Annotated in this window: 1 pseudogene; it reads right to left on the bottom strand. The window is 66.3% G+C overall.

Annotated features, from left to right (window positions below):
- A pseudogene (locus PHO31112_RS27370) lies at positions 1–582 on the bottom strand (RCC1 domain-containing protein); the annotation flags it as partial.

Genomic DNA, 582 nt, shown 5'->3' with positions numbered 1-582 from the left:
GGGCGCTGGATCGGCTTGTTCGCGCTGACCATGGCGCTGGACACGTCGATATACCACTCCAGGCCGCCGCTGCCTGGCCCGCCGCCCCAGACGAGGTGGATCTGATCGCCGCTTGCCATGCCGCTGTACACCGGTACCTGGGCGGTGGCCTGGCCGGCGCTGAGCGTATCCGGATTGAGCACGCCCGCCGGCGCTTCGAGGATGCTCGGCATCGGCAATTGCTGCTGTACGCTGGCGCCCACCCGCAGCATGAGCACGTTCGAGTTGAACACCTGCGCGCCGCGCGTCACGGTGTAGGAGATGTTGGCGACGCGCCCCTTCCACGGCAGCACTTCATCCTGCGTCAAGCGGAAGCGATAGTCGCGCGGCGTACTCACGTTGATACTGTCGTCGAAGTAGCCGGCGTCGCCCGGATTGCCCCAACTCAGGTCGATGACGTCGTTGCGCTGCATGTCGGTACTGCTGTACACGCGGGTCGTCACGCCGTTCGGGAGTGCGTCGATGTCGAGATAGTCGCCCTGCGCCTCGTCGACGCCGGGGGCGGGCCACTTCGCCTGTCCTTGCACCAACAGCACCAGATCG

Origin of the sequence: Pandoraea horticolens (genome assembly GCF_902459555.1) — a bacterium.
Taxonomy (GTDB): Bacteria; Pseudomonadota; Gammaproteobacteria; order Burkholderiales; family Burkholderiaceae; genus Pandoraea; species Pandoraea horticolens.
Note: the sequence above shows the minus strand (reverse complement) of the source record. Positions and strands in the feature narration are given on the sequence as shown.